This window comes from Acinetobacter sp. YH12129 (genome assembly GCF_013418685.1).
Classification (GTDB): domain Bacteria; phylum Pseudomonadota; class Gammaproteobacteria; order Pseudomonadales; family Moraxellaceae; genus Acinetobacter; species Acinetobacter amyesii.
Genome location: NZ_VPBP01000011.1, coordinates 57,612 through 77,768 on the forward strand (window position 1 = coordinate 57,612; position 20,157 = coordinate 77,768).

The 20,157-nt window shown below is 39.0% G+C and carries 21 protein-coding genes, 1 tRNA gene and 1 pseudogene; 10 read left to right on the forward strand and 13 right to left on the reverse strand.

Translation table 11 applies throughout. The features are described 5' to 3' along the window. Positions 1-104: 104 nt before the first annotated feature. Both FTU65_RS07820 and FTU65_RS07825 read right to left on the reverse strand, forming a co-directional pair. Complete coding sequence (locus FTU65_RS07820; RefSeq protein ID WP_180065811.1) at positions 105-668, reverse strand: TetR/AcrR family transcriptional regulator; 564 nt, start codon at positions 666-668, stop codon at positions 105-107. Between the two features lie 302 nt (positions 669-970). Next, on the reverse strand, positions 971-1,606 hold the full coding sequence (locus tag FTU65_RS07825; RefSeq protein ID WP_180065809.1) for a cation transporter: 636 nt from the start codon (positions 1,604-1,606) through the stop codon (positions 971-973). A gap of 76 nt (positions 1,607-1,682) precedes the next feature. Here FTU65_RS07825 and FTU65_RS07830 point away from each other — a divergent pair, with 76 nt between their 5' ends. The 3 genes from FTU65_RS07830 to FTU65_RS07840 all read left to right on the forward strand — a co-directional run bounded on the left by FTU65_RS07830 (position 1,683) and on the right by FTU65_RS07840 (position 3,838). Beyond that, complete coding sequence (locus FTU65_RS07830) at positions 1,683-2,099, forward strand: Cd(II)/Pb(II)-responsive transcriptional regulator (protein WP_168379319.1); 417 nt, start codon at positions 1,683-1,685, stop codon at positions 2,097-2,099. An 80-nt stretch (positions 2,100-2,179) separates the two neighbouring features. After that, positions 2,180-3,574, forward strand: coding sequence for a tRNA 5-hydroxyuridine modification protein YegQ (gene yegQ, locus FTU65_RS07835; protein ID WP_180010889.1), 1,395 nt, complete (start codon positions 2,180-2,182; stop codon positions 3,572-3,574). Between the two features lie 9 nt (positions 3,575-3,583). Continuing rightward, positions 3,584-3,838: a YfhL family 4Fe-4S dicluster ferredoxin gene (locus FTU65_RS07840; RefSeq protein WP_168379317.1), complete on the forward strand. Its 255-nt coding sequence runs from the start codon at positions 3,584-3,586 to the stop codon at positions 3,836-3,838. A 286-nt stretch (positions 3,839-4,124) separates the two neighbouring features. Here FTU65_RS07840 and ahpF read toward each other — a convergent pair whose 3' ends face one another. Continuing rightward, complete coding sequence (gene ahpF / locus FTU65_RS07845; protein ID WP_180009476.1) at positions 4,125-5,690, reverse strand: alkyl hydroperoxide reductase subunit F; 1,566 nt, start codon at positions 5,688-5,690, stop codon at positions 4,125-4,127. Positions 5,691-6,123: 433 nt separating this feature from the next. On the opposite strand from ahpF, the gene FTU65_RS16310 reads away from it, so the two are divergent. Together FTU65_RS16310 and FTU65_RS07850 are read left to right on the forward strand one after the other, a co-directional pair. Further along, entirely contained in the window at positions 6,124-6,282 is a 159-nt protein-coding gene (locus FTU65_RS16310; RefSeq protein WP_257222656.1) for a hypothetical protein, read from the forward strand. A 48-nt stretch (positions 6,283-6,330) separates the two neighbouring features. Further along, positions 6,331-6,735: a DsbA family protein gene (locus FTU65_RS07850; protein WP_257222706.1), complete on the forward strand. Its 405-nt coding sequence runs from the start codon at positions 6,331-6,333 to the stop codon at positions 6,733-6,735. 85 nt (positions 6,736-6,820) lie between these two features. Here FTU65_RS07850 and FTU65_RS07855 read toward each other — a convergent pair whose 3' ends face one another. Genes FTU65_RS07855 through FTU65_RS07865 form a run of 3 tightly spaced genes read right to left on the reverse strand, consistent with a single transcriptional unit; the run spans position 6,821 to position 9,721 of the window. Continuing rightward, entirely contained in the window at positions 6,821-7,741 is a 921-nt protein-coding gene (locus FTU65_RS07855; RefSeq protein ID WP_180010916.1) for a hypothetical protein, read from the reverse strand. Between the two features lie 41 nt (positions 7,742-7,782). Next, entirely contained in the window at positions 7,783-8,913 is a 1,131-nt protein-coding gene (locus tag FTU65_RS07860; protein WP_180010891.1) for a toxic anion resistance protein, read from the reverse strand. 16 nt (positions 8,914-8,929) lie between these two features. Further along, entirely contained in the window at positions 8,930-9,721 is a 792-nt protein-coding gene (locus FTU65_RS07865; RefSeq protein ID WP_078189121.1) for a tellurium resistance protein, read from the reverse strand. 327 nt (positions 9,722-10,048) lie between these two features. Here FTU65_RS07865 and FTU65_RS07870 point away from each other — a divergent pair, with 327 nt between their 5' ends. Then, positions 10,049-10,537: a TIGR00645 family protein gene (locus FTU65_RS07870; RefSeq protein ID WP_078189122.1), complete on the forward strand. Its 489-nt coding sequence runs from the start codon at positions 10,049-10,051 to the stop codon at positions 10,535-10,537. Positions 10,538-10,599: 62 nt separating this feature from the next. On the opposite strand, the gene FTU65_RS07875 is transcribed toward FTU65_RS07870, so the two are convergent. The 5 genes and pseudogenes from FTU65_RS07875 to FTU65_RS07895 form a co-directional block, all read right to left on the reverse strand. Next, complete coding sequence (locus FTU65_RS07875) at positions 10,600-11,304, reverse strand: Crp/Fnr family transcriptional regulator (RefSeq protein WP_180010893.1); 705 nt, start codon at positions 11,302-11,304, stop codon at positions 10,600-10,602. 117 nt (positions 11,305-11,421) lie between these two features. Next, positions 11,422-12,384 carry a TauD/TfdA family dioxygenase gene (locus FTU65_RS07880; RefSeq protein WP_180009479.1) on the reverse strand — a complete coding sequence of 321 codons (963 nt, stop codon included), beginning with the start codon at positions 12,382-12,384 and terminating at the stop codon, positions 11,422-11,424. A gap of 246 nt (positions 12,385-12,630) precedes the next feature. After that, complete coding sequence (gene rnk, locus FTU65_RS07885; protein ID WP_078189125.1) at positions 12,631-13,035, reverse strand: nucleoside diphosphate kinase regulator; 405 nt, start codon at positions 13,033-13,035, stop codon at positions 12,631-12,633. Between the two features lie 161 nt (positions 13,036-13,196). Further along, the gene (gene glyA, locus FTU65_RS07890) at positions 13,197-14,450 is read right to left on the reverse strand and encodes a serine hydroxymethyltransferase (protein ID WP_111885761.1); all 1,254 of its coding nucleotides are present in this window, start codon (positions 14,448-14,450) and stop codon (positions 13,197-13,199) included. Positions 14,451-14,606: 156 nt separating this feature from the next. Continuing rightward, positions 14,607-15,829, reverse strand: a pseudogene (locus FTU65_RS07895) (alpha/beta fold hydrolase). Positions 15,830-16,457: 628 nt separating this feature from the next. Here FTU65_RS07895 and FTU65_RS07900 point away from each other — a divergent pair. The 4 genes from FTU65_RS07900 to FTU65_RS07915 all read left to right on the forward strand — a co-directional run bounded on the left by FTU65_RS07900 (position 16,458) and on the right by FTU65_RS07915 (position 19,025). Continuing rightward, positions 16,458-17,156 carry a 3'-5' exonuclease gene (locus FTU65_RS07900; protein ID WP_180010895.1) on the forward strand — a complete coding sequence of 233 codons (699 nt, stop codon included), beginning with the start codon at positions 16,458-16,460 and terminating at the stop codon, positions 17,154-17,156. Between the two features lie 88 nt (positions 17,157-17,244). Further along, entirely contained in the window at positions 17,245-17,991 is a 747-nt protein-coding gene (locus FTU65_RS07905) for a hypothetical protein (RefSeq protein WP_180010897.1), read from the forward strand. Between the two features lie 217 nt (positions 17,992-18,208). After that, a complete protein-coding gene (locus FTU65_RS07910) occupies positions 18,209-18,565 on the forward strand; it encodes a hypothetical protein (RefSeq protein ID WP_180008268.1) in 357 nt (118 codons plus the stop codon). 166 nt (positions 18,566-18,731) lie between these two features. Beyond that, complete coding sequence (locus tag FTU65_RS07915; protein WP_111885765.1) at positions 18,732-19,025, forward strand: hypothetical protein; 294 nt, start codon at positions 18,732-18,734, stop codon at positions 19,023-19,025. Between the two features lie 58 nt (positions 19,026-19,083). Here the strand turns inward: FTU65_RS07915 and FTU65_RS07920 are convergent, their stop codons facing one another. Both FTU65_RS07920 and FTU65_RS07925 read right to left on the reverse strand, forming a co-directional pair. Continuing rightward, positions 19,084-19,296 carry a hypothetical protein gene (locus tag FTU65_RS07920; RefSeq protein ID WP_078189132.1) on the reverse strand — a complete coding sequence of 71 codons (213 nt, stop codon included), beginning with the start codon at positions 19,294-19,296 and terminating at the stop codon, positions 19,084-19,086. A 702-nt stretch (positions 19,297-19,998) separates the two neighbouring features. After that, positions 19,999-20,088: transfer RNA gene (locus tag FTU65_RS07925), tRNA-Ser, on the reverse strand. Positions 20,089-20,157: the final 69 nt, after the last annotated feature.

Genomic DNA, 20,157 nt, shown 5'->3' on the forward strand with positions numbered 1-20,157 from the left:
TTTTTATTTTCTTAGAATCTTAAGTCATGTGAAAAAAATTGATGGTTAATCAATACAAATAAGTCGTCGCTAGATTTAAAACCTAGATGCCTACAAACAAATTTTTAAGCAGCCAATTCCAAACGAATTAAGGTTTCAACTCGCTTCCAATACTCTGCTAAATGCACTTGGTTGGGGTCAATTTGGGCTTGGATGGTCATGCCATCCATAATACTACTCAGAAATGCAGCGAGTTGTTCAGTTTGCTGAATGCCCAGATTTTGTAAGGCAGTACTTAATTTTGATTTGAGCCACTCTTTATAGTCAATCGCAGGTTGCAATGAAGACGGATAAACTTTAGATATTTCTTCTACTGCTTTTTGAAACATACAACCATTGAAATCTGCAGTATGAAACCAAGCATCGTACCAAGCAAAAATGGTTTTAATATGTGAAAGATGGTCTTCTGGATCACATTCTGCAATAGCAGCTTCAAGTGATTCCTGTAAATTAAGATTTCGAATCACGAGACATTCTTCAATTAATTTGGCTTTAGAGGGGAAATATTTATAAAACGTCATTTTAGCAACGCCCGATTCCCCTATAATTCGATCTATACCAATCGAGTTATAGCTATAAGAATTGAAGAGTTGGAGCGCAACGTTAATGATGTCTTGCTTTTTCGACATTTAATTTACCTGATGCACCAATGGAGCCTAAACATAAAGCTTTTAAGGTAGAAAACCTAATTTTTAAACATGATTTTCGCGCGCTATTGTAAAGCATAACTTAATGGGAGTCTGTAGATAAAACCTGAGCACCCCATTAAATACAGTCTGATTTCAGATGATTTATCGAATTAGCAGTCAGGAAAATTTCGTATAAAACTGACGGCTATTTTAATTTCAACTAGCGATTTAACGACTATTCATCTGCGTTAAAAACATGGATAAAATGAATGCCATTAACGGTGGATTTAAGAGTAAGTATTTTAAGAGCAAGGGGTACTCAGAATATCTTTTTGCTTACGCTCTTGCAGTGCTTTTCGAATCACCTGATAACCACCCGTTAAACCTAAGATCGCCATGATTGCGGCCACAATCAAATCTGGCCATAGACTGCCTGTACCAAACACCCCGACTGCAGCCAAGATCACTGCGACATTACCAATCGCATCATTACGGCTACATAGCCAAACGGATTGCATATTGGAGTCACCTTCACGGAAGGCATATAAGACGTATGCACAGATGACATTAGCGACTAAGGCCAGAATACCAATCACACCCATGGTGATTGGTTCAGGAGCGATCCCATTGGCATAAGCATAGAGCACTTTGGCAATCACAACGATCCCAAACGCTGCCATGACAAAACCTTTCACCAAGGCAACTGTTGCACGCCAATATAAACTGGCGCCAAGCACGGCTAATGAAACCCCATAATTTACAGCATCACCAAAGAAATCCAGCGAGTCCGCCCAAAGCGCAGAAGAATGTGCATAAGCCCCACCAATCACCTCCACCAAAAACATCATGGCGTTAATGATTAAGGCAATCCAAAGTGCGATACGAAATTTACTGTTGGGTTTGTTTGGTGCTGGCTCATGACTACATGTACATGCCATAAATGTGCTCCAATTTTAAAATCAATGGATTTGTATTACTCTTATTCAAAACTATGGACTCACTCCAAGGTCAAGCATGAACGTACAAAAACATTATTTGATTAAAGAATTGTCCACCAAATCTGGGGTAAGCATTGACAGTATTCGCTTTTATGAAAAGAAAAAACTGCTGAAACCTAGCTTCCGCGCAGACAACAATTATCGCTATTATGATGAAGAAATGTACAAACGTTTGGTTTTTATTAAGCGCTGTCGAAACCTCGATATTTCTCTCACCGAGATTCAAACCCTGCTTGAACTTGAGCAATCCCCTACGCAAAGCTGTCATGCTGTGAATGAATTAATTGATAATCACATTCGTCAAGTTTCTGAAAAAATTAAAGAATTAGAAAATTTTAAAATACAGTTAAGTAAGCTCCGTGCTAGCTGTAATGAAACCAGTCAAATTAATGATTGCCAAATTTTAAAACATTTGGAAAACGGAATATCTTGAAAACCCAACTAAAATACTTGGTTGAATCCTTTTTTTAGATCACTACAATAAAGCCATAAATTTTTTATGCCTTTATTGACATGACGATTCAACACGTAACCGAACTCCTCTCACCTGCTGGCTCTTTAAAAAATATGCGCTACGCTTTTGCTTATGGCGCAGATGCCGTGTATGCAGGTCAGCCGCGATATAGCTTACGTGTGCGCAATAATGCTTTCGACCATGACAATTTAAAAATTGGCATTGAAGAAGCTCATGCCTTAGGGAAAAAGTTTTATGTGGTGGTAAACATCCAACCGCATAACTCAAAACTGAAAAATTTCATCCGTGACCTTGAACCTGTGGTTGCCATGAATCCTGATGCACTGATCATGTCTGACCCTGGTCTAATCATGATGGTGCGTGAACATTTTCCAGAAGTGTCCATTCATTTGTCTGTCCAAGCCAATGCGGTGAACTGGGCAACGGTTAAATTTTGGAAAAATATGGGACTGACACGTGTCATTCTGTCACGTGAATTATCAATCGAAGAAATTGAAGAAATTAAACACAATGTACCTGATATGGAAATTGAAGTTTTCGTACATGGTGCATTATGTATGGCTTACTCCGGTCGTTGCTTACTTTCTGGCTATATGAATAAACGTGATGCAAACCAAGGTGCATGTACCAATGCATGCCGTTGGGATTATAAAATTCACGATGCAGTTGAAGATGAAACTGGTGATGTTATTCCAGTCACACAAATTAAAGAATCATCATGCTGCAATAATAAAAATGCCGATGAGCAACACGCCCTAGAACAACACCAATTCGGCGAGCCGGTTTTATTACAACGCAATGAAGAAGACATGTTTGCTGCCGAAGAAGATGAACATGGCACTTATTTCATGAACTCGAAAGACTTGCGTGCTGTACAGCATGTTGACCGTTTAACCAAAATGGGCATTCATTCTTTAAAAATTGAAGGCCGTACCAAGTCTTATTTCTACTGTGCGCGTACCGCTCAAATTTATCGTAAAGCCATCGATGATGCCCTTTCTGGTAAACCATTTGACCCTGCTCTCATGTCTCAGCTTGAAGGTCTTGCGAACCGTGGTTATACCGAAGGTTTTCTACGCCGCCATGTACATAGTGAATATCAAAACTATGAAACCGGCTCTTCACGTTTTGATCATCAACAGTTTGTAGGTGAAGTCTTAGAACGCAATGGTGACTCTCTTAAAATCGAAGTGAAAAACCGTTTTGTTGTAGGTGATTCTTTAGAACTGATGACCACTTCAGGCAACATCACCTTCGTTTTAACTGAAATGAAAGATAAAAAAGGTAATCTAATTGACGATGCCAAAGGTTCAGGTCATATCGTGGATATTCCTGTACCTGCCGATGTGGATATGCGATACGCCTTACTGATTCGTAACTTACCCAATTCGACAGTGGATATTTCGGCTTCAACTTTAGCTTATCAGGCTTGAGTTTACTTTATGGCTTTGTTGATTACAGACAAATGCATCAATTGTGACATGTGTCTACCTGAATGTCCCAATGATGCCATTTATGAAGGCTCAAAGATTTATGAAATCGATGTCGCACGTTGTACTGAATGCGTCGGTTTCTATGCGCACCAAACTTGTGTTTCAGTTTGTCCGATTGAGTGCATTGTGCCTCATCCTGAATACATGGAGACAGATGAGCAGTTAATGGAGAAGTTTAAAGGTTTGAATTTATTTAAATCTTAAATTCGTGATGTGATTGGTATATTAATTGCATACTCCGCTTTATATTTTATAGAGAAACAACCTTGGGGAAAGTATAAAAATAAGGTTGTAAAACAAAAATAGCTGGGCAACGAATAGGATTCAAAATGTGTGGGGACATTTTTGAATCCTAATTTTGCAGACAAAAAAAGGAACTCCGGTGTTAGCATCCAAAGTTCCTGTAAAACGAGAATATTAAGAAAAATAATATTCAAATGACAACATTCAGCGCGGCCAGCGTGTTTCTCGAAACACACTGGCCTTTCTTTTATTGACCCGAACGGATGATGTAATCAAAAGCAGACAATGAAGCTTTCGCGCCTTCACCTGTTGCAATGATGATTTGTTTGTAAGGTACTGTTGTACAGTCACCGGCAGCAAATACACCTTTTACATTGGTTTCGTTACGTTCGTTAATTACGATCTCACCACGGTTTGAAAGTTCAACTGCTGTTTCTTTTAAGAAATCAGTGTTTGGTAACAAACCGATTTGTACAAAGATACCTGCCAATTCAATCGTTTTGATTTCATCAGTTGCACGGTCTTTGTAGTTCAGTGCAGTCACTTGTGAACCATCACCAACCACTTCTGTAGATAATGCATTCATGATCACAGTGGTATTCGGTAAGCTGTTTAACTTGTCTTGAAGGACTTGGTCAGCACGAAGTTTGGTATCAAATTCAACAAGTGTTACATGTTCCACAATACCTGCAAGGTCAATCGCCGCTTCGACACCTGAGTTACCACCACCAATCACCGCAACACGTTTACCTTTAAACAATGGACCGTCACAGTGTGGGCAGTATGCAACACCACGTGTACGGTATTCTTGTTCACCCGGAACGTTCATTTCTCTCCAACGTGCACCTGTTGAAAGAATCACTGTTTTAGATTCAAGTTTTGCACCATTCTCTAAAGTCACTTCAACTAAGCCATTAGCTGTTTGGTCAGCACCTTTGATGTCAGATACACGTTGCAAGTTCATAATGTCCACACCGTACTCACGTACATGTGCTTCCATTTCAGCAGCAAACTTAGGACCTTGAGTCTTTTGAATCGACGTGAAGTTTTCAATGTCCATCGTATCCATGACCTGACCGCCCATGCGTTCAGCCACGATACCTGTTTTAATGCCTTTACGTGCTGCATAGATTGCAGAAGTATTCCCCGCAGGGCCGCCACCAATCACAAGAACATCAAAGGCTTCTTTGGCATTTAACTTTTCAGCATCTTTTGCGGCAGAGTTGGTGTCTAATTTAGCAATGATTTCTTCCAAGGTCATACGACCTTGACCAATGTGCTCACCGTCTTGGAATACCATTGGTACAGCCATGATTTTGCGTTCTTCGACTTCGTCTTGGAAGAATGCACCATCAATCATGGTTGCAGTTGTACCTGGGTTATAGATCGCAATTAGGTTCAAGGCTTGAACCACGTCAGGACAGTTATGGCAGCTGAGTGATACGAACACATCAAAGTCAGTTTTAAGACCTAAACCTTTAATGGTATTCAGTACTTCGTCAGAAACTTTCGGTGCATAACCAGAGGTTTGTAACAATGCCAAAATCAAAGAAGTGAATTCGTGGCCCATCGGTAGACCTGCGAAGAATACACGTGGTGTTTCACCTGCTTTTGCAATACCAAAGCTTGGCGCACGGCTGTTGTTACCGTCAAAACGTGCAGTCACTAAATCAGATAAGGCAGCAACTTCGGTCACCAATTCTTTAATTTTGTCTGATTTGTCAGTGCCGTTTAAAGTCGCGACGATTTCAATCGGGCCTTCAAGGCGTTCAAGTAAGGTTTTTAATTGAGCAGAAGTATTTTGATCTAACATTGCTAACGTCTCCAGAGGAGTAAATTTATTTGATGAGAGAATGATAGAACAAACCATTAAATAGGTGAAACGGTTTGTTTTTATAAAATTAATCGGTTTTTCAAATTAAATGATTAAATTTCTTTCTAAATCATAAATATATGGGCCTATATTAACATTAAAATGATTTATTTCGTACATATATATCGTGATAAATCCCTCATTTTTTTCTTTTTTATTGAAATCACACCAAGCCTGCGCAAGACCCACTTACGTCCTGATTAATTACAAAATCTTTATAAAGCTTTAAGTTTCATTTCAGCAAGACGGCATTAAATCAAATGAAATATCAGGTGATTTGACTGCTTTTGAGTTCCATCAATAAAGCCACAATCAATCCCTTGCATCAATCAGCCATCGATCTACAAGTATAAAATCAACAGTGAGCAGAATAATGAAAATTGAATTTGTCTTTGATATTGTTTATCCCATGAGTTATGTCGCATTTCAAAAGTTAAAACAAAACTGGAATGAACATACCGCAACCCGTGTAGAGCTATTGCCGATTCAACGCGTTCCTGAAATTCCTGAACAAGGCTTAGATGTGCTGTAGTATTTAACCAATAAGTATGGCGCAAGTGCAGCAAATCGAAAACTCGAAATGACAAAGTTTGCCGCTTATAGCGAAGATGTGATTGTCAATATTGAGCACATGAAACGTATGCCAAACAGTCAACTGGCTCATCAAGGTATTTTGGCCTTGGACAATATTCTGGATCAATATGCCCTGACTCAAGCCTTATTATTCCATGCATTATTTGCACACGGTCAAAATATTGCTGATATTCAGGTTTTAAAAAGCATCATTGAAGGCATTGGTTTAGATGGCTCAAAAGTACTGCGCTCAATTCAACATAAAGATATTGCAGACCGTCAGCATGAAATTACACAATATGTAAAATCAAAGGGACAGCACCCCATTCCTTTTTACCTTGTGGATGGCGAAGTGAATGATCAGACTTTTTCTACACAGGAACTTCGACAACTGTTTCATCGCGCAAGTTAATCTACCCAAGATCAAAAATCCCCATACAATGTGATGGGGATTTTTATTCTGAGCAATGCAATGATCTAAAAAGAAAATAGGCCTGTTAATGAAGTCCCTGCTCAATTCGATTAATCCGTGATTTGAAATGCTGAGATAGTAGATACAAAATTAAGCTCAAAACCAGCGTGAGTACCATCACGGCGATCAACACCCAACGTACAACAACTTCTACTACATTGGCTTGCTGAACTTGTTTTTCCACGCTTTGCGCCATCGGTGTCATGGTTTTATCAAATAGCTGATTTTGCATTGCCCAGAGCTGTTCAGGCTGAAAACCGTATTCACGGAATTTTGCTGGATTTTGTTGCTCGGCATTGATTAAGGATTGCACCAAAGGAATTGCTGTCGCACGATCTACAGGCTTATGCATCAAAGCAGCTTGTGCAAGTAAATAGGCTTGCACGGGTTTTGCCAATTGTGCATCTTCCATCTCGAAAGCCAGCTGGCTTTCTTGAATATTTTTTTCATAATGTACCAATTTTTGATCTGCTGCACGGTCATCATGATTAAGGTCATATTGCACATAAGTTAAGCCTGACCAAAGCACGATAAACGATAAAATCCAGCCGACAAATTTCAATACAAAAGATTGGAATCGAATTCTAAAAAATTGAAATTTCTTTAGAAATCCAACCAAGAAAAATGCGCCAATAAATGAAACGATGAGTTTGAGAAATAACCAACCAATAAAGGATAAAAAGTTTAAAAAATAGTCGGAAGACTCACCGAGTTGATATGTCAAATCACCTGCACTAACGGGAATATGCAGTTGCTGTACGCTAGAACTTAGGCCAAAAAAGCTATAAACCATATCATGCTGAATAAACAACATCACAGCTGAAACGATCAGCACAGAAACACTGGTTAAAGTCAATAACGTCAAATTGCGTTGACGCTTCTTAATGGTTTGAAGCCCTGTTTCCAGTTGCTGCGGATTTAGCGCATATTCATCAATGGGAGGCAAAGACATACTCCTTCAGATTATATTTTCACCCCCCTCACAGCTTATGAAGAAGGGTTTGAACCACTCGATTCAATCACTAAATGATTCAAATTGTTTTGTAAGGCACGAATACGTGTCGTTGCTTCTTCACGCTTTTGCACACCTTCTTTCTGAATTTGAATCACATCATTAACGGTTTTAATGAGGGTATTTTGCACATGTTCAAGTGTTTCGATATCGATCACTGAACGCTGATTGGCTTTTGCTGTATCGACAGAGTTTTGATGCAACAAATCTGCATTGCGTTTTAACAGGTCATTGGTCGCATCATCAATGCTATTTGCCAATTGCACGCTGTTCTTTTGTTCTTGCAATGAAATCGACAAGCTAATTTGGTTTTTCCATGCCGGTAAGGTGATATTTTTAATAGCATAAAACTTATCGACCAACATCAAATTGTTGGATTGAATTATGCGAATCATCGGCAAGGTCTGCATAGCAGATTGTTGCAAGATCTGTAGATCACTCACACGTTTTTCAAGATTATTTGCCAAATGATTGAGGTCATAGATTTTTTGCGTAGTGGTTTGATCTTGAACTTGAGTGGTTAATCTTGTAATTTCCTGTTGAATTTCTTGCTCTTTCAACTTACCTGCGGCGATATACACACCTAATTGTTTATATTCGTCTTGTACGCCTTCAAACATTTTATCTAAGGTATTTACACGCGCTTTTAAGCCATTTTGCGAAGTTTCAATTTCTTTAACTAAAGCATCAATTTGCTCTTTAGTGGTATTAAAGTGCTGATCAAAACTTTGCTTGGCACCTTTAAATTTACTCAGTAAACCACCAAAAAATCCTGAGCTTTTCGATTTATTTAAAATGCTCGTGGTATTCAATTGCTGTGCGACTTGTACCACCTGATTGAGCTTTTGACCTGTCGCATCCAGATCTTTATTTTGCACCAAATTTAATAATTCATCGGTATAGGTCGACGTCTTGGTGGCAATGTTTTTACCATATTCGGCAACACTATTATGACTTAAATCTGCCAATTCCTTACGTGCAGCTTCGACTTCGTGAAAATCGGAAGTTTGTAAGCCAATTTCCTGTAAATTGAGTTGCTGAAACTTTTCTTCAGTCAATTCTTTACTTACTTCAACGGGTAAATTTTTGGCATCTAAATCGGTCATAACTCACCTTATATTTCTAAGACTTAGAGGAATTCTCTAATGATTTTTTTAAAGTTTTAATCAAATTTTCACGGCTATTATCAAGCTTTTCCAATGAACTTGTCGAGTTACTTTGACGACTTTGTTTCACATGATATTGCCATGCCGGAATCAACACTTGCTGAGCTTCCTTATATCGATCTAATAAACCAAAAGAAAGCTGCTGAGAAAGCTGCATTTGTGTAATTGCAATATCATTACTGGCTTGTAAGGTTTGCAACGTATTCACCTTTTTCGATAAGCGTTCTGCAAAGTTATCAAGCGGATGCTGATTTTTAACAAACTGTGGGTATTCCAGCAAAAATTCTTCAGCCGCGACGATATAGCGCGCCATTTGCTCACGTAAACCCTGTAATTGATTAAAACGTGCTTGGGACTTTTGAATTTCTAACTGTAATTTTTGGCTCAGATGATTTGCCCGATCAAGCAATTGATCCAAATTTTTATAATATTCAACTTGTCCTGAACCGTACTCCAAATCAATGCCTAACCATTTTTGCAAGGCATTAAATTTGCGTGTTTTTAAATATTTTTTTGAATTGGCTAAGGCTTGAATCAACTGCTCAATGGTTTGACTAAGTTGCTTCGTCAACTGAGGGTCAACACCATCTAGCAGTACCGACTGTGCTTGAATTAATTGATCTGCATAATGATTTAGACGATATTGATCGGTCAGTAATGGCACAAGGTCATTCCGCTTAATCGAAAGCACTTCCGCCCGATCTACCGTAATATCCTTTAACGGCACCAATACATCAATTTGTGACATAGCCAATTAAACTCAATAAAATCATTTTTATACTACAAGTTTTGCCATAAAAGTCTTGTAGTATTTTGCAAAAAATACATCTATTTCATCAGTCAAATTTCGCCATCAAACTCAACCGTTGCCTATAGATCCGCCTAAGCAGCCATACAGCATCATTTCCACTGATATGATGACCTACACAGATGAATTCAAGCTTAAGACACCCAAAGATTCAATCTAGATTTAAATTAAACAACTGACTCTACATGAATTATTATCAAAATTATCGTAAAATTTAATTCATATACTTTAGAACCAAATAATAGATCAATAATTTTAGAGGCTTAAATGGAACGTTTTTTCCATAATACAATGTATGCTGCACGTTGGATTCTGGCTCCCGTGTACTTTGGATTATCCTTTGCACTGCTACTGCTCGCGATTAAATTTTTCCAAGAAGTCATTCATGTCCTTCCGCATATTTTAGAATATTCAGAAGCTGACCTGATTTTAGTCATCCTCTCTTTGGTCGATATGACTATGGTGGGCGGACTGATTGTGATGGTGATGTTTTCAGGCTATGAAAACTTTGTTTCGCAATTAAAAATTAATGAATCGACCAATCGCTTGAACTGGCTCGGCACCATGGATGCCAATTCATTAAAACTCAAAGTTGCAGCATCAATCGTGGCAATTTCTTCGATTCATTTATTGCGTATTTTTATGGATGCGAAAAACATCCCAAATGACAAAATCATGTGGTACATCATCATGCATTTAACCTTTGTTTTTTCTGCTTTTATGATGGGTTATTTGGATAAAATCAGTAAGCACTAATCTAAAAACAAGTCCAATGAAGCCATTTGCGATTATGGCTTCTCGTCAAATTTTAAATCTAGTTATTCATCAAGTTCACTCATTCGCCTTAAACGTTCAAGATCCAAGATCACGATTTGTCCATAATTCCACGCGATCACATGTGTTTGAACAAATTGCTGCAGATGTTTATTCAACGTTTGCCGTGAAATATTAAAAGACTCTGCAAATTCCTGCTGACTGAGTCTCAAAGGAATTTCCTGCCGACATCCATATTGCTCATAGAGTCGAATCAAATGTCTAGCAATACGCTGCTCTAGCGTTGCCGTTCGCAAATAACGATTATGCTCAAACATCAAATACATGCGTTGACTGAGAGATTGCACGACATTCCAAAGTGCCTGCGAATCACGCTGTAAAACCGCTAAAAACGTTGTTCCAGAAATGATCGCCACCTCAACGTGTGTCGCAGCAAAATAATCATAATTCAACGGCTTTTGTTGTAAGACTGCAACAAAATTAAATACTGACTGGCGACGGATATAGTCATTGACAATCAATTCACCATTATTTTGCAACCAACCAATTTGTAGCGTACCTGAAAGCAAAATATAAATATCCTGCACGATTTGTTGTTGTTTTAAGATATGCTGCTGCGCATGAAAACGTGAATATTTCACCTGTTGCACAAGCTGTTCTAACGTCTGATCGCAAAAGCCTTGAAAGATGTCTTCATTTCGCAAAATTTCCAACAAATGCTGTTGGGCTGTGTTCTTTTGATCGCTCACGTCTATAAAAAAATGCCTAAGATCTCATCGATCTTAGGCAAGTGCTGAAAAATGTAAAACCATTGTTTTTCGCATTATTTATCTGTTTTTATGCTGTTTTAAATGACGCTCTAATACTTAAGATGCTTTCTCATAAATACGGCCTGCTTCAGAACGCAAGTTTGAAATGTCGGTGTTCTGAATGTTTTTCAGTACAGTACTCGGCTGACCATTTACATCGACAGGCACATCGCCCTCGATAGTGACACGTGAGGCGATACGTAGCTCATCACCATAGTCATTGATGGCACGGTGCTGCGTCGCACGATTATCCCAAATCGCAACATCACCAACCGCCCAGCGCCAACGCACAATATTTTCCCATTGCACGATTTGCTCTTGAAACAGTTTAAATAAACGACGTGACTGTGCCGGACTATATCCACTGAAGCGTTTAAAGAAGTGACCTAAAACCAAACTTTTTTCACCTGTTTCAGGATGTACACGCACCAATGGATGCTCGGTTTCCACTTCTACCGCGGTACGGAATAAATGGCGACCTTCTTCATTGTACTGACCTTTGGGAGTCGCATAGTCATAACTATTACTATGCACCGCGCGTAATTGTTCCGCCAGTTTTTGCAGCTCCGGACTTAAATCTTCATAAGCCGTCACGGTATTGGCCCAAACTGTATCGCCACCATGTTCAGGTGCAACTACATTTCTTAAAATTGTGGCTTTGGGATAATTGGGTAAAAATGTAATATCGGTATGCCATGAATCTGCGCGCCCACCACGTGAGTCAATTGACAACGTATGTGCTGTACCATCTTTGAGTGGCACACTTGGGTGATTCAACGGATTTCCTAAAAGTCGTGCAAAGGCTTCTTGTTCTAAATCGGTGAGATCTTGCTGCCCACGCACAAATACAACTTTATATTTTAATAGTGCATGATTAAATTCATCGACCACGCTTTTGTCTAAACTTCCAGACAACTGAATGCCAGAAATTTCGGCACCAATACGACCGGTTACAGGTTTTACTTCAATATGCTGATATTGATAGTCTGGATTGTAATGATTCGATTCTAATTGTGTCATAGGGCTCTACCTTATTCTTCAAATTATTAAGCAACGATGGTGTTGTTGAAATAAAGTGTGCCGACTTCGTGCCCATGACTCTGTCAATTATTTGACAGTTTTCCCAAGTTAAACTGCTATGGTTGTAATGAAATCTGCTTAACAACTTTTGCCGATTTCATATCTAAAAATGCGATATCGAAAAATAAAAAAGCCATCAGTATCGATGGCTTTGTGTGCGGATTTTATCTGTATATCGCAGCGGAATTATAAATAATCCCCTTCACGCTCTGGTTGATAGAGCACTTTAATGATTTTGACTTTCATGGTGTGACCATCAGGCTGCGGCCATTCTATTTCCTGCCCTTCAGCCAAACCTAAAATGGCAGCGCCCACTGGAGCCAAAACATTGACTTGGCCTTTATCGCCACGAAAATCATGCGGATAAACCAATGTAATTTCTGTAGCTTCTGTCGCAGGTGCAATATTAATGAGAACCTTGGCGTTCATACTCACCACATTGGCAGGCACATCTTGTGGAGCAACCACTTCAGCGCGCGCCATCTCATCTTCCAAATGCTCCATCGTCGGTGTCAGCTTTGACTGATGCTCCAACATGGTTTCTAAGCGATGTAAATCTTGTTCTGAAAGAATAATATTGGGTTTATTCATATAAAGTTCCTTTGCGACCTTGCCAGCAGATCTATAGCGATGGGCAAATTTTTTGTTATCTCTTATTCCGTTATATCAGAAATATAAATGTTTAGATAACTTTTGAATTTTTCTGATGACATAAAAAAAGCCCCCTTGAGGGGGCTTTTCTCAAGTCTGTTTTATTTTGCGTAAACTGGGAATTTAGCGCAAACAGCAGCAACTTTTTCTTTCACTGCAGCAATCACAGCTTCGTCACCTTTGCTGTCTAGAACGTCAGCGATCCAGCCTGCAAGGTCACGTACTTCAGCTTCGCCAAAACCACGTGTTGTTACAGCAGGAGTACCGATCCGGATACCAGAAGTCACGAATGGAGAACGTGGATCGTTTGGTACTGAGTTTTTGTTCACAGTAATGTGAGCAGCACCTAACCAAGCATCGGCATCTTTACCAGTAATGTCTTGTTTAATTAAAGATAATAAGAACAAATGGTTCTTAGTACCGCCAGAAACAACATCATAACCACGTTCGATTAGAACTTCAGCCATTGCTTGCGCATTCTTAACAACTTGTTGTTGGTAAGCTTTATATTCAGGCGCCATTGCTTCTTTGAAGCAGATCGCTTTAGCCGCTACAGCGTGAACTAAAGGACCACCTTGGTTACCTGGGAATACAGCTGATTGTAATTTTTTCTCGATTTCTTCGTTTGCTTTCGCAAGGATTAAACCAGAACGTGGACCACGAAGTGTTTTATGAGTAGTCGTTGTTGTTACGTCAGCAATTTGTACTGGGCTTGGGTAAACACCAGCAGCAACAAGACCAGCTACGTGAGCCATATCTACGAATAAGTAAGCACCAACTTTGTCCGCGATATCTCGGAAACGTTGCCAATCAACAACTTGGCTATACGCAGAGAAACCAGCCACGATCATTTTTGGCTTGTGTTCTTCAGCTAAACGTTCAACTTCTTCATAGTCGATTTCGCCAGTTTCTGGGTTCAAACCGTATTGAATTGCGTTGTAAGTTTTACCAGAGAAACTAACTTTAGCACCGTGAGTCAAGTGACCACCGTGAGCCAAGCTCATACCTAAAACTGTATCGCCTGGGTTAAGTAGCGCAAGGTAAACTGCAGAGTTTGCTTGTGAGCCAGCGTGTGGTTGAACATTTGCATAATCAGCACCAAACAATTCTTTAGCACGGTCAATGGCCAATTGTTCGATCACGTCTACGTACTCGCAACCGCCGTAGTAGCGTTTGCCAGGGTAGCCTTCTGCATATTTGTTAGTAAGTTTTGAACCTTGAGCTTCCATTACTGCAGGTGAACAGTAGTTTTCTGAAGCGATTAACTCAATGTGCGCTTCTTGGCGAGCATCTTCATTCGAGATCGCTTGAGCTAATTCAGGGTCAAATTGAGCAATAGAGGTGTTGGCAAACATTAGCGAGGTCCTATTAAATTAGGGCTTTTAAGCCGTGCTAAGATTGGCGCGTATTGTAGCATGAAGTTTTAGAAATGAGAGAGGGAAGTTTGTGCTGTTTTTAAATAAATAATGCCCATGTTGAATCTGCACGAGCATTATTTAAGTCAAATCAACTTATTGATTTGGCATGAGAGTCTCTACATCTTGCACAAAATTTGCCAGATTATCGGTATAAATAGTAAGATGATCCGCTGTCGCTTGCTCACGATAGTCAATCGATGTTCCCGGCTTAGCAAGGCTAATCATAAATTTAGTCGCATCTGCTGGAATGGTCTGATCGGCTTTACCTTGATAAATGATGATCGGCGTTTTCACCGCTGTCGTTAAAGGCTGTGAACCTTCACTCATAAATTTTTGGATTGGCTTTAAAGTTAAGAAATCAGACTGCGTGCGTCCATAGTTATCCAAAGTCGTGTTCTGACTCACATAACTGAGCATGTCATCTTGAATTAGCGTAGTTAACTCGCCTGAACACACTGTTTCAGCCTGAGGTGCAATCGCAGCCAAATGTCCACTAAATACTTTTGAATAATCCACACTGTTTTTATGCCCTTGCATACCTGCAATAATCTGCGCAGTAAAACTGTCTAAAGGTGCATAAATCATACTTTGCACAGTTGCAGGTTTACCTTCCGCTAACTTCTCGCCTGCGTCAAGAATGAGCGCAAGATTATTTGCAGGTGCTATGGCAATCGTTCCCTTATAATTTAAGTCAGCACGTGATGCATATTCAGCTGCACCTAACACGGCCTGACCACCTTAAGAATGCCCGATTGACACCCAATCCTTCGACACCATTTTACCTTGACTAGTTAAGTAACTTCGAGCAGCAACAACGGCATCGGTAATCGAAAAGGCTTCACTTTTTAGATTCAGATAAGGATGGTTTTCACGTCCACTAGGTCCCCCTAATCCTTCATAATCGGGTGCCACAACGACATAACCCTTTGCCAATAACATTTGCAATAAATATTCAGTGCCTTGCAAACCTTGTCGGCTCGGAGCGCATTTATCAGCCACACCGGTCGTTCCATGTGCCCAAGCCACAATTTTCCAACCACCTGCCGGAGCAACTGTTTTTGGGGTAAAGACTAAGGCTGTGGCTGAACAACTTTGCCATCTACTCCTAGCATTTTATAGGTCATCAATCGGCTGTCTGCACTCACAGCAGGCATATTGTCTTGACTATAGGCTGTTGTAGTTACCACTGGATTTTTGATCTGATTGAGATCAGCATTTGTTTCAGGATTACTAAATTGTTGGTCATTACTATCATTACCGCAGGCTGCTAAAAATAGCGCACTGCTGACTAAAACCGTTAAACGCAGCATTTTCATTCCATGATCCTTTTGTTTGTTGTTTTAAAGTCAATTTTTCATTGAATATGAATCATTAAATACATGGAACAAACTTTTGTTCAAGCCTAATTTTCAAGCAATTGCTCTTATATTAATTTATCAAATTAATATAGAACTAAAACTTTGTTTTAGCTCGATATGGATTAACAGCATTCAAATAAATCAGCCACCCCGATCTCAGAAAAATGGCTGAACTTATATTTCTGATCATTGGATACAGATTGGGCTATTTTTTTCGGAGGTTAAAGCAAAATGTAAAATCAACAAAAATGCTGTCCCCCCCTGCCAACTACACAAACATATGCACAAAAGTAAAGCCGAAAAACCACCATGCCATTGATCGTGAACATACTCTAGTGCTTAATCCACTTAGCGACATTTTTGGATATCACGATGGACAAAAGCCTTTAAAATAAGTCGATTTAGAAGATGGTTTAGCTTTGTCCCGCTGTAAAGGTTTTATTTCGGCAGATGCGATAAAAGCAGATTATTTAAACACTGCGCAGCCATCTTCATAATATTCCTACAAATAATCACAGCATGGGTTTGTCAGTATGGATGTGATCATGTACATTCATAAACATTATTCAACATGCTGGAACTGGACATGCAAGCCATCATTCTCGACACAGAAACCCATACACTAAATGGACAACCCATCGAGATTGCCTATGCTCCAATTCAGGTGGCAGATGCCAAAATCACCTTAGATAAATCTAAAATTTTTGATCAACTATATCGTTGTGATGAAGCTATTTCTTTTGCAGCGATGGCTGTTCATCATATTTTAGAATCAGATCTTGAAGGTCAGCCCCACTACAGCAGTTTTGAACTCCCATCAGAGACGACATATATCATTGGGCATAATATCGACTACGATATTCGAGCGCTCGAAAAATGCGGTGTAGATAGTTCAAAAATCAAAGCCATTTGTACCCTTGCGCTAGCTCGTCGAGTATGGCCTGATGCAGAAGCGCATAATATTTCTGCCTTGATATATATGATCACCAAAGGCAGTGAAAAAGCCCGTGAAATGATCCGTAAAGCTCACCGCGCAGATATGGATATTATTTTAACTGCCAATATTTTGATGCATATTGTGCATCACTTAAAAATCAACAGCATCGAAGAATTATACGAAGCTTCGGAAGATGCTCGCATTCCACGCAGTATTAATTTTGGTAAACACCGTGGTACCGCAATTGCAGAATTACCTGCGGACTATGTGCAATGGCTATTACGTCAAGATGACTTAGACCAATATTTACGCAAAGCTTTAGAAAATTCTGCCGTCATTACTCTATAAATTATTGATTGTTTAATATTTTCTTAATATTACTGTCATTATCACTGCATAGGATTGCCTTAATTCTTTTGAGCTATGGAATTAAGGCATGTTCAACTATCAAAAAACTGAGCTGGGTTTTCAAACTTTAAAAGACCGACAGCCCGCATTAAATGCTAGACAACGTCGTCTGCTACTCTTAATTGGTAGTGATGACTTTAACCAAATGCCAGTGCATTATCAGCAGCGGATTGCTGAAGCGACATTGCTCGAGCAACTGATGGAACTCGGGCTGATTCAGCCAATTACAGCACATGATCATCAACGCCTTCAAAACTCCGATTTTTCTGCTTTTAATACTCCTAAAATAGCGCCTAGCAAAACGCCCGATCTCAATATCTTTAGCCCTGCATCCGAGCTCACAGCGCAAGAACATGTGACTTTTAATGAAGTTTCAATTCCTACGATGGAAGTTCCTCAGATTCATTCACAGTACGCACTGACGACCTCCCTACCAATGGATGCGATGGGCTCTACACCCCATCAATTCCCACAATCCACACCTGAAACTACGACAACAAACAATCCTGTATTGCCAGAAAAAACCGTTGATTTCATCGAGCATGATTTTGATGAGTTGCAGAGTTTTATGTGCAGTTACTTACAGCGTTATTGTGGGCTGATGGCAAAAAAATTAATGCTTAATATTCAACAGGCCACGGATATTGCAGACTTAAAAGCCTGTCAGATGCAATGGATCACCTGTCTAAATGAATCCAATATTCAACCTAAACTCTTACAACATGCATTACAGCAAATTAATTACAGTCTAAAAAATCTGCAACAACTGGTTTAACTTAGAGACTTTTCCTCACTTCTCATTCAAAAAACAACTTAATGAGGTGAGTAATTCTTCACACATATCAATATAAGAAATTGAATTTTATTAACTTTATCGATTCACTTATTTCTTTTATGGTTTTAACTGCTGTTTTATACGACCTTCCCCTAATGTCAATCAACAGTAAAAAATCGCAAGAATTAAACCGACCTCCCAGCGTTTGAGCATGTCAATGTCACAACAATTTTGTTTAGAATTTGATTCTTTCGATAATCCAATGCAACTCAGCAAAATTGGCAATTGGGTATTTACCTTCTTAACCTCACAAGACGAATTGCCTAATGTTCAATTGGCCATTACCTATGTCATGCCACGAAAAATTAGTGATGAATTACAGCCTAGACGTGTGGTCATTCAAAATACAGCCATTGAAACAATTTGGCGTATAGAACAAGTCGAATGCTTTAACAGCCAAACGAACCAAGAACTCACCTTTACAGCAGCGGAACCTCAAGCTCAATTGGTTTTAAACAGTATCATTGAAGAATTTGCCCGTTATGATGTCCCATTGGTATTCAAGCCGCTTTAATTTAAAGCGAATTCCAACTTATTTTTCATAAAGATTTAAGCTATCTCAATGATTTAAACAAAGTCACCTAGATAGACATTAAATGAAAAATAATCCATACAGATTATTGTTGCTCAATTCATATACACTATTCCTGCTCAATAATTTTTGACCATGGATAATAAAAATGAATTTAGCCAATTATTCTAATGATCAGGCACTCATCCTTTTCAACCTATATAGCAGCCTTGAACAATGTCTAGATGCGATTGGACATCTGCACCTTGGACCCAAACTAGTGCTGACCGACCATGATGTATCAAAAGATCATATGATCGTGCAACGCTTTCAAGCTGGTGTTTTAACTCAAGAAATTCAAGTGCGTAAACAAGACGTTGAACTGTCTTCTAGCAACCCGATGACACGCTATCAGTTACTGTCTTATATTTTGAATCAATTTAAAGCAGATCAAACAGCTTAAAGCTCTATCTCTAAAATAAAAAAACTCACCATACGGTGAGTTTTTTTATTCATTCAATTTATGCTTCTAAAAGCTTGTAAATACTGTCCGATTTTTGACTTTCAAAAAGCAACTCGATACTGGGTAGGATGATTTCACCTGCAATAATGATATGTTCAATGCGATGAAACAGCGCTCTTGAATCTTCTTCTGAAGGATTACGCACCAAAGCTTGTGCTTCATAAACCTGACTAAATTGGTCCTTCACTTTAATATCGATCATCTGTGTCATAGTGACGTCTCTACTTGTTTTAATAATTGAATTTTTTATATCACACCTTTACGCAACAACCTGCTTTGTAAATGTTAGATTTCATGGCAATGTAAACTTATTTTACTTTAGTAAATATATATCAATAACATAGATTGACTATTTAATTATTGTTTGACAAAAACACTATATTTTCACATTTTGAAAGACATTAAAAAGCCCGCATTGCTGCGGGCTCTATGTTGGAAGGCTAGTGCTGATTTCTTGTCTGTAATATTCAAAAACATCTTAAATATTACTAAACTCAACGAGCTGTCATTGATCCGTCCAACCTATTAGTAGCGTCTTGCTTATGACCTACTGTGATTTAAATATAGCACTTTTTTATCCCTTGCCAAGGGGTCGTGACACTTCTAAACATTTGATCAAATAAAATACAATTGATATTTTTTCAAAATAAGCGATCATAGCTCTGCCCACTGATTGGGAGTGTTGTGAATAACTCAGCCATTAAATAAAATTCAATAATATCAATAAACCATTATTCTTTTTTCTTACTTTCAATTCAGCCTGTAAATACGCTGACATCAATACTTGACTTAATGCTATGCCTGAAATTCATTTCTGACATTATTAAAAACACTGGTATGTAATGACTACCATCTCCAATTTAAATCTAAGATAAAAAAAGCCCCTGTATCACTACAGGGGCTTTTTTGAATTTGGCGGAAGCGGTGAGATTCGAACTCACGGAGGACTCGCGCCCTCGTCGGTTTTCAAGACCGGTGCATTAAACCGCTCTGCCACGCTTCCATGTGCGCCATAATACGGAGGTTTTATTCATCTGACAAGTAAAAATTACAACTAAACCTTTCAAATGAA